We start from the raw sequence: 8,789 nt of genomic DNA, 5'->3' as shown, positions 1-8,789 counted from the left end.
CCCCCCCCGCGGACGGGTGAGAACAGTGGTGCGGTCGCCATCCCTGCCCGGACGGGTGCGGGCGGGAAACCGAATTTTGGTGGCAGGGCCATGCCATTGGCTTCAAGCGGCTTGATGATTCGGGCAGTTGGTGCGGGGGTGGACATCGTGATGGAGTGCGGGCACGTGGGGTGGGGCGGGAGACAGGGGAACGAGAATGCCGGTGAACGGTGCTGCCGAGTTCGGCCGGGCGATCCGGGTGACCCCGGTTCCGGCCGGGCTGGGGCCGGTGGTCGACCTGGCGCCCGTGGACGGGCCCGGGGCGGTGTGGCTGGCGCTGTGCGAGGACGGACGGATCGTGCGGTGGTCGCTGGAGACGGGCCGCTGGTCCACTCCGGCCCGGGCCGGCGTCACCGTCCCCGTGGGGGTTGAACCGTGGGACGGCCGTCAGCAGCGCAGGCGCCTGCACGCCTCGGCGGACGGCCGGTTCGCGGCGGTGGTGCTCGACTACGGAGTGCACGGTGAGGTGTTCGACCTCAGGACCGGCGCCCGTCGGCTGGTCCTGCACGGTGGTGACGGCGACACCGACACCGTCCCGTTCCACACGGGAGACCGGGCCCGGGAGCCAGCATGACCTCGACTACTACCACGGCGCGTTGCACGTCGGGCCGGACGGCCGCTTCCTGGTGGACGACGGGTGGATCTGGCACCCGGTCGGAGCGGTCACGGCCTGGAGCCTGCACGACTGGCTGGACGGCAATCCGTACGAGTCGGAGGACGGGCCCAGTCGGGTGGTACTGGCCGACTGCGACCACTACTGGGATCGGCCGATCGCCTGGTTGGACGGACGCCGGGTGGCGATCGGCGGGCTCGGCGACCGACGTGAACGGATCGTCCCGGGGGTGACCGTGGTGGACGTGACCGGGCGGTCGGTCACTCCGTACGGGAGTGTGCAGGCGGCCCGGGTGGTCGAATTCGCTGGTCCGGACGGGCAGTTGTTCGCCGATCGGGGGCTGCTGTACTCGGCGGGCGGTCCTGGCCTACAGGTCTGGGATCCGTCGGACGGCTCGTTGTTGGGTGCTGTTCCCGGCTTCCATCCCACCCACCACCACCGTGCTGCACGGGAGTTGGTACGGCTGGCGGGCGGCGCCCTGCTGCGCTGGTCGGCGGGACTCATCCCTGATATCTCGTCAGTGCAGAAGGTTGTCAGCGGTCAGGACGTCGCTCACGACGGGTGAACCCGAGGGATGACGCCGGGATCGTTCGCCGACATCGACTCGAACCCGTATGACCCGAGGGTGAGTTCTGGCCCCGGTGCGCTCGGCTGCCCGCTCTCGGTGGCGGGTGGCAGAGTGAAGTGGTGGAAGCCCTTGGCGCCGCACTTGCTGCCGGGGAAGATCCCGCCCCCGGGGAGCGCGGCATCCACCGACGGCAGCAACACGTGCGGCCCGGGCGGGGCGGACCGGTCGGCGGCGTACGGACCCCGGCCGGTCCAGTACGACACCGCCGCCAGCAGCACGGTCAGCCCGCACAGGACCGCCAGCACGGACCGCGCTCGGGAGTCCGACCAGCGTGACCAGGTGTTCCGGGGACGACTCGGTGACGATCGGCGGCCACCGGGGTCGACCGGCTCGTGGTGGCGCCACTGCGCCGAGAGCATCCGGGTGCGCGCCGACGGCTCCCTGACGGCAGCGCGTTGGACGAAGTTCTCGTCCAACAGAAGCCGCCCAGCCGAGCCCCGTTCGGTGCGGTTTCGTGCAGGAGCAGCTGCAGATGGCGGGCACGGTGGAGGTGGCGCTGCGGTGGTGTACCTCCCGCGAGGCGCGGGTCCTGGGCTTCGCCAACTCCCGGCCCACGGACGGTGATGGGTGGCGGCCATGGTCAACGGATACGCGCAACGCGGCAGTTCGGGCGTGCGTCGGGCAGGCCGTCCAGGTGCACCTCCGCAGGTGGTTGGACGGGCATCCGGAACAGGCCGCCGCCATCGTCGGCCGGATCATCCGGGGCGCTCACCGGCGCTGAGCGGCAGCCGAGAAGGATGATCCGAGCCGACGGGGCGGGCGCGAGGGGGGACGGCCGTCAGACCGGCTGCTGGTTGATGTTGATCAGCCAGATGATGCCGAAGCGGTCGGTGCACATGCCGAAGACGTCACCCCACATCTGCTTCTCCAGGGCGACCGAGACCGTGCCGCTCTCGGAGAGCTTGGCCCAGTAGCCGCGCAGCTTGTCCGCGTCGTCCCCGCTCACGCTCACGGAGACGTTGTTGCCTGGCTTGTGTTCCCAGCCGGGCGGGGTGTCGGAGGCCATGAGCGTGAAGCCGCTGTCGGTCTCGAGCATGCCGTGCATGATCTTGTCGGCGATGTCGGTGCCCGCCTGGCCGAATTCGCCGAATGTGTTCACCGTCAGGGTGCCGCCGAAGACGTCCCGGTAGAACTCCATGGCCTGCCGGGCGTCGCCGCTGAAGCTGATGTACGGATTGAGACGAGAAGACATGAGATATCCCTTTCCTGACGGTATGCCACCCCGGGAAGACTAGGCGACGGATCGCCGCAAGCCGGTACGACTCCCCGCCCACGCGCCGAGTGCGGGGTGTGGGTCAGCCCTTGGTGATGCGGGTCCAGGTGAACGGGCCGAAGGAGGTGGCGGTGGTCGGGTTGTGGGCGCCGGGGTTCACGGTCAGCTTCAGCCACTCCATCGGGACGGTGCTGCCGTGGACGACGATGCGGTGGAAGTTCGGCACCTGGTAGCTCGGGTGGCTGTTCCAGGCGTCGTAGGAGCAGACGCCCTCGTCGCCGGTGCAGGCCGAGCCCTGGGTGAGCGGGTTGTCCGAGCGGTAGACGTGCGAGTCGCCCATCAGCAGCAGGACCGGCTTGCCGAAGGCAGTGGTGTGCGAGGCCAGGTTGGCGACGAACGGCTCGTAGTTCGCCACGTGCGAGGCCGGCTTGCCGTCCAGGTCCCACATGTCGGCCTGGGCGGTGACCACCACGCTGGAGATGCCGCCGAGCCGGGCGAGGGCGAAGGCGGTGTCCAGCCAGCGCAGGTCGGCGGCGGTGCGGTGGGTGGCCTCGTCGAGCTGTTCCTGGGAGGCGGTCGGTGCCCCGTACCAGGGGTCGGCGTCGTTGTTGGAGCCGCCGGGCAGGTTGACCGTCACGAACAGGGTGCCGTTCTTGACCCACAGCACGTTCTCCACGTACGTGGAGTCCTCGGGGTGTGTCCAGTTCGGCAGTTGGGCCTGCGACAGGACGCGCAGGGAGTTGCTGCCGAGGGTGTGGCCGGGCTGGGCGAAGAACGTCCGGCGGACCAGGTCGAGGTTCTGCACGGGGTTGCCGGCGGCGTAGCCGACGGGCCGGCCGGTGGCCGGGTCGAGGACCGGGTCGATCGTGCCCGTTGCGGCGTTGTACTTGCCGCCACCCTCGGCGGCCTTGTGGCAGTCGGACCACTCGTTGTCGCCGGGGGTGTAGACCAGCGGGTCGGCGAAGGTCTTCCAGAGCGCGGCGATCGACCGGTCGTACGCCTCGGTGCAGTACTGCTTGCCGGAGTGGATGTCGCCCACGTGGATCACGGTGCTGACGTCCCGGTCGGCGTTGACGGAGGCGATGAACGCCGGGGTCGCCTCGAACTCGGAGGTGTCGGTGGGCGAGGTGCCGTACGGGGCGTCGCCGTACACGGCCAGCGTGAACGGTGCGCGGGCGCCGTGCGCGGCGCGGCCGTCGTCCGCCGTCGCGGCGGTGGCCGGCACCACGGTCATCGCGAGGGCGAGGCTCGCGGACGCGTAGAACTTGCTGAACATGTTGTCTCCCGATGGGTCGGCCGATTCGGGGAGCAGTATCGACCCGGCCCGCGCGGTGGCGGGCAACGCCCGGATGAACGGGAGTTCAAGAGCTCACGGAGTGACGGGCGGCGGCCGTTGACGACCGGTCAGGGGAGGTCACCGAGGGGGTCGGGGGAGACCCTGCGCGCTCGATTGTCCGTGTGAGCCGCTAGCTTTTCCGCATCACCGTACGGAGTGTCCGTTTCCCTCCGGCTCTGCGGTGGTTCTTGGCGACTTGTACGAGACTGAGGTGGGGACCGATGGGCTGGCTGGCGGCGGGCGAAGGGTACGAAGTTACCCTTCTGGAGGGCCGGGTGACGGCACGTTCGACGGGCGGCCGTGCTGCGGGGCGGCAGTTGAAGTCGCTCCCGAAGGCGGTGCGTGAGCACCCCGAGACGGACCGGTTGCGGCGGTTCGCCGAGTGGCTGGACCGGCACGCCGCGTCCTGTGTCGCCCAGGCGGACGCCTGGATGGTGTCCTCGCTGCCCGTCCCGACCGGGCTGCTGGCCCGGGTCTGGCCCGACGAGGCCTGGCAGGCCGCGCTGCGCGACCTGGTGGTGGTCGGCGCGGACCCGGAGGAGGTCGGCCTGCTGCGGGACGTCACCGCAGACGGCGAACTCCGGCTGGTCGACCTGGACGGCGAGACCGTCCGGATCTCGCCCGCCACGGTGACCTTCCCGCACCCGGTGCTGCTGCCCGACCTGGAGGACCTGCGCGAGTTCGCGGCCGAACTCGGCGTCGTCCAGGGCGTCGAGCAGATCCACCGGGCGAGCTGGCTGCGGCCGGCCGAGCTCGCGGACAGGCCGTCGAGGCGCACGTGTGGATCGGCGAACCCTACTGGGACGGCGACTCCGAGACCGGCGGGCTGAGCTGGCACGACCAGGACGGCCGGGCGATCGCCCTGCCCGAGGTCGGGCCGGTGGCCTGGTCGGAGGGGATGCGGATGGCCGCGGCGCTGTACGCCGGGCGCACGGTCGAGGAGGGCAAGGACGCATGAGCGACAACACCGAGGGAGACGCGGCGGCGATGACGGAACATCAGGCGGCCGAACTGCTGCTGGCGGGCGCCGTGCTGCCGCCCGGCACCGAGGGCGCGGGCGAGCGCGCGGTGGCGCTCACCGCGCGCAGCTACCGCCACCCCGGCCTGGACGGCCGGGTCGTGGTGCGGCTCGTCGCCGGCGAGCTCGGCGCGGCCGAGGACCTGGCCGCGGGGTACCTGGGCCTGCAGCCGGACGGCGAACCGGCCGAGGTCGGTCTCGGGCTGCGCCAGGCGCTGGGCTTCCCCGAGTGGGTGCTAGCGCACCATCCGGAGGACGGCCACCATGCGCTCGGCATCATGCCGGAGCTGGAGCGGATCGCCCGGCAGGCGAAGTCCAAGCCGAAGGCCGCCCTGGACGCCTACCAGGAGCTCGCCGGGCGGCTCAGTGCTGCGGTGCCGCACTTCCTGCCGACCTTCTACGAGCAGGCGGGCCGGGTCTTCCTCGGTCAGGAGAACGCCACCTACGCCGCGCAGCTGTTCACCAAGGCCCGCCGGGCCGAGGCACAGCACGGCCTGGCGCTGGACGAGGACCGCATCGACGCGGTGTTCCTGGAGTTCGCCCTGGCGGGCGCACTGCCCGTCAAGGTGCTGACCGCGTACGGCAAGGAGCTCGCCGGGCGGGTGCCGGCCCAGGAGGCGTTCGACCGGTTCCGGCTGCTCTGCGTGCGCCGCACCGCGGGCGGGCTGCAGCCGTCCGCGCAGATGGCGACCGACCTGCGGAAGCTGGCCCGGGCGGCGGGCACCGACCCGGACCTGGCCGAGGGCGACTACCTGGCCGAACTCCTCACCCTGCCCGCCACGTTGCGGGCGGCGGGCGGCTGGTGGCGGAGCCACCGGGCCGCGCTGGTCGCGCTGGCCCGGCGCGACGCGGCCGTCCGTGGACAGCTGCTCGACCTGATGCCGACCGGTGACGACCGCGAACTCCCGGGCCTGTGGCTGGAGATACTCACCGAGTCCGGTGCGGACGCCGGTCTGTGCGGTGGTGCGGCGGAGCGGCCCGCCGACGGCAGCGCGGGCTGGTTCGGCCGGTTCACCGCCTGGCGCGGCCGGGGCTGGCGGCGCGCGCCCCGGATCCTGACGCTGTACCCGCTGGTGGAGCGGATGGCGGAGCAGCTGCGTACCGAACTCGCGCTCTCCGGTGGGGTGTTGCCGATCGTCGAGTCCGACATCGATCTGCTCGACCAGCTGCTCACCCTGGGTCTGCCGGTCGCCGACCCCGAGGAGAGCACGGCGCTCGGCCTGGAGGCTTGGGCCCAGGACGAGGAGGGCCGCCGCGACCTGCTCGCCGTCGAGACCGACCCGAGGTTTCGGCCGGCCTTCCGGCGCGGCGCGTACCGGATCTCCAACGACCACGAGGGCCGGACCGCGTTCGGCGTGCTGACCCGCTCCCCGGGCGGCCGCCCGATGCTCGCCGAGTGGATGGCGGAGGTCGCCGCGAAGTCGGCGGCGGCCGGCCTGCCCGGTCTGCCCGACGCGCTGTCCCGGCTGGGTTGGCTGCCCGGGGAGGTGCTGGTGCTCGCCGAGCAGGAGGTCAGGGCGGCGATCGGCTTCGACCTGTCGCAGACCCTGGCCCGGACGCTGCGCGGCGGCATCCTGGACGAGCTGGGCTGGCCCGCCTGGGACGAGGCGGCGTCAACTCTGGTGCCCCGCAAGGACGTCGACGAGATCGTGGTCGCCGACGCCTGGCCGCACCTGATCGCGGCAGGCCCCTCGCAGGCCAGGGTGATCGGCGCCGAGGGCACCGTCCTCACCCATGACCTGCGGATACCGGCGGGCGACAGCAACGGCACCGACCTCGGCTTCCTGTACGTGGACGGCTCGCTGCTCGTGCAGTGGAACTCGCGCGCCAACCGGCACCGGACCACCGGCTACTGGCACACCGCCGCCGACCGGACGTTCACCATGCCGGAGGACACCCGGGTCCGCGGCACCCGCACCACCTGGCTGGGCACGCTGCGCAGCTTCGGCCTGCCGCTCGCGGCCGGCGGCCGCACCACCGGCGAGGGCGTCGTGCACGCCGGCGACACCGCGCTGCCCGGCGACCGGCAGGTGATCAGCGACGGCACGTCGTTCTGGGTCTGGGCCGACCCGGGCGGCGAGGACCCGTACACCTGGCGGGAGTACGACCCGGCGACCGGCGCGCTCGGCCGGGTCTCGCTGCCGGCCTTCCTGGCCGACGCGCTCGGGGACGCCCCGGCCGGCAGCACCTTCAAGGACGGCTGGGTGCTGCCAGAACCGGACGCGGTGGACTCCCCGTGCGGGGCGCCGGTCGGCGGCCTGCTCGGCTGGCGAGCCGTCAGACTGCCCGACGGCTCCCACCGGGGCGAGGACCTGGCCGGGCACAGCGTCACCCTGCCCGCCGACACCGGGATGCCCACCCGGTTGCTGCGCTTCCCCGGTGCGGACCGTCCGGTTGCGGTGGTCCAGGGCAACTACGAGGTGAGGCTCCACGACGCCGACGGCACCCTGATGGCCGAGGCCCGTACCGACGCCGCTCCCGGCCAGTTCGCTGCGGGCACCCCGATCCTGCCGCCGCTGCGCTACTGGCACTGCCTGCGCCCGCGTGACGAGGCCGGCTCGCTCGCGCTGCGCCGCCTCGACGGCGACACGGCCGCCGTGCTGCTCAAGGCCGCGGTCGCCGCCGTCACCTCGGTCGAGCACGTGAAGGGGCTGCCCGCCACCGTCGCCGCACTGCTGCCCGGGGTCACCGACCAGGCCCTGCTGAACGGTGTGCTCGGTGTGCTGCGGTACACCGCCCTCCAGCAGCGGGTGCTCGACTCGGTCGCGGCCCGGCTCACGGAGGAGCTCGCCGGTGGCCCGGCCGTCACGGAGCCGACCGGCCCGGGCGACCGGGAGCTGCACGCCGGGCTCAGTGGCCTCGGCGTCCTCGGGCACTGGTGGGGCAACTCGAACACCCACCGGATCGCCGAGCAGTTCGCCTTCCTCGCCACCGTGACCCGCCCCGAGGCACCGGCCGCCCCGGCGGGCCGCCTGCACCCGGACGCGCAGCCGCTCCCCTACACCGGGATCGGCTGGGAGAAGCTGGGCGGGCTGGCCGAGTCGGCCGCGCTGCGCGCCGCCTCCGGGATCCTCCCGGCGGAGGAACGGCAGACGCTGGCCTGGCTCGCCGAGACCCTCGACGGGTTCGGCCTCGGCGGCGGCGCACCGCACTGGCGGGCGGGCGTGCTGAAGCTGGCGGGCCATCACCTGCTGGGCCCCGACGGCAAGCACCGCTACAGCGAGCAGGACACCGTGCTGGCGCTCGGTGACGGGGCGTTCGTGCTCTTCACGGACTCCGACCAGGCGGACAACGGTGACACCGTGTCAGCCGTGCTGTTCCACGACCCGTCAGGCCGCTTCGAGCCGCCCGCGCCGTACACGGTGGAGATGATCGGGGCCCCCGTTGCGGGGGACGCGGAGGACCGGGTGGCCGCCGTGCTCGCGGAGACCGCCGCGCGCGGCCCGGCGCCCTGGCGGCCCGAGGCGGCCGAGCGCTTCGCCGAACTCACCGGCGTCACGCCCACGATGGCCGCCCTGATCACCGCCGGGCTGCCCGGGATCGACGCGTACGACCGGAACTTCCTGCCCACCGAGACCCGGGCCGCCCTCGGGTTGAAGGTCGCGGACGCCGCCGTCGCCCGCGACGAGCTGCGCAACCTCGACAGCGAGGCCCGCAAGCGCCTGCTGGCCGCCCTGCTGCCGGCCGACCCGACCACCCTGTGGGAGCAGGGACCTGACGTCGCCTCGGCCGCCGAGCTGTGGAACGCCACCGTCGGCCGGCGCGTCGCCGTACCGGAGGCGCTGCTCGGCGACGCCGCCCGGGCGCTGCGCACCTCCTGGACCGCCGGGCACGCCGTCACGGCCGTGCTCGACCCGGCTGGGTCGGCCGAGCTCGGCCGGGACCTCGCCTGGACGGTACTCCGCGACCGCTGCGTACCCGTGGACGGCAGCGGGAGCGGCT

At 73.0% G+C, this 8,789-nt stretch carries 6 protein-coding genes and 2 pseudogenes; 4 read left to right on the top strand and 4 right to left on the bottom strand.

The features are described 5' to 3' along the window. The first annotated feature begins 202 nt into the window (after nucleotides 1–202). The gene (locus ACXJMZ_RS35075; protein ID WP_457034062.1) at nucleotides 203–613 is read left to right on the top strand and encodes a hypothetical protein; all 411 of its coding nucleotides are present in this window, start codon (nucleotides 203–205) and stop codon (nucleotides 611–613) included. Nucleotides 614–635: 22 nt separating this feature from the next. Continuing rightward, entirely contained in the window at nucleotides 636–1,217 is a 582-nt protein-coding gene (locus ACXJMZ_RS35070; RefSeq protein ID WP_457034061.1) for a hypothetical protein, read from the top strand. Here the strand turns inward: ACXJMZ_RS35070 and ACXJMZ_RS35065 are convergent. From ACXJMZ_RS35065 to ACXJMZ_RS35050, 4 genes and pseudogenes are all read right to left on the bottom strand, one after another. Beyond that, nucleotides 1,205–1,525: a hypothetical protein gene (locus ACXJMZ_RS35065; protein WP_457034070.1), complete on the bottom strand. Its 321-nt coding sequence runs from the start codon at nucleotides 1,523–1,525 to the stop codon at nucleotides 1,205–1,207. The two genes, ACXJMZ_RS35070 and ACXJMZ_RS35065, sit on opposite strands and share 13 nt — an antisense overlap. A 102-nt stretch (nucleotides 1,526–1,627) precedes the next feature. Further along, nucleotides 1,628–1,858, bottom strand: a pseudogene (locus ACXJMZ_RS35060) (SCO2583/SCO2584 N-terminal domain-containing protein); the annotation flags it as partial. Nucleotides 1,859–2,058: 200 nt separating this feature from the next. After that, nucleotides 2,059–2,472, bottom strand: a complete 414-nt coding sequence (locus ACXJMZ_RS35055; RefSeq protein WP_457034060.1) for a VOC family protein — start codon at nucleotides 2,470–2,472, stop codon at nucleotides 2,059–2,061. A 103-nt stretch (nucleotides 2,473–2,575) separates the two neighbouring features. Further along, on the bottom strand, nucleotides 2,576–3,769 hold the full coding sequence (locus ACXJMZ_RS35050) for a hypothetical protein (protein ID WP_457034059.1): 1,194 nt from the start codon (nucleotides 3,767–3,769) through the stop codon (nucleotides 2,576–2,578). Nucleotides 3,770–4,050: 281 nt separating this feature from the next. Between ACXJMZ_RS35050 and ACXJMZ_RS35045 the strand changes: the two are divergent. Beyond that, a pseudogene (locus ACXJMZ_RS35045) lies at nucleotides 4,051–4,787 on the top strand (DUF4132 domain-containing protein). Next, on the top strand, nucleotides 4,784–8,789 hold a 4,006-nt coding region (locus ACXJMZ_RS35040), incomplete at its 3' end, for a DNA-binding protein (RefSeq protein ID WP_457034058.1). The pseudogene ACXJMZ_RS35045 and the gene ACXJMZ_RS35040, both read left to right, overlap by 4 nt.

Source organism: Kitasatospora sp. P5_F3, from assembly GCF_054049135.1.
The sequence above is the reverse complement of the archived record's forward strand: the minus strand, read 5'-3'. Positions and strand labels throughout refer to the sequence as shown.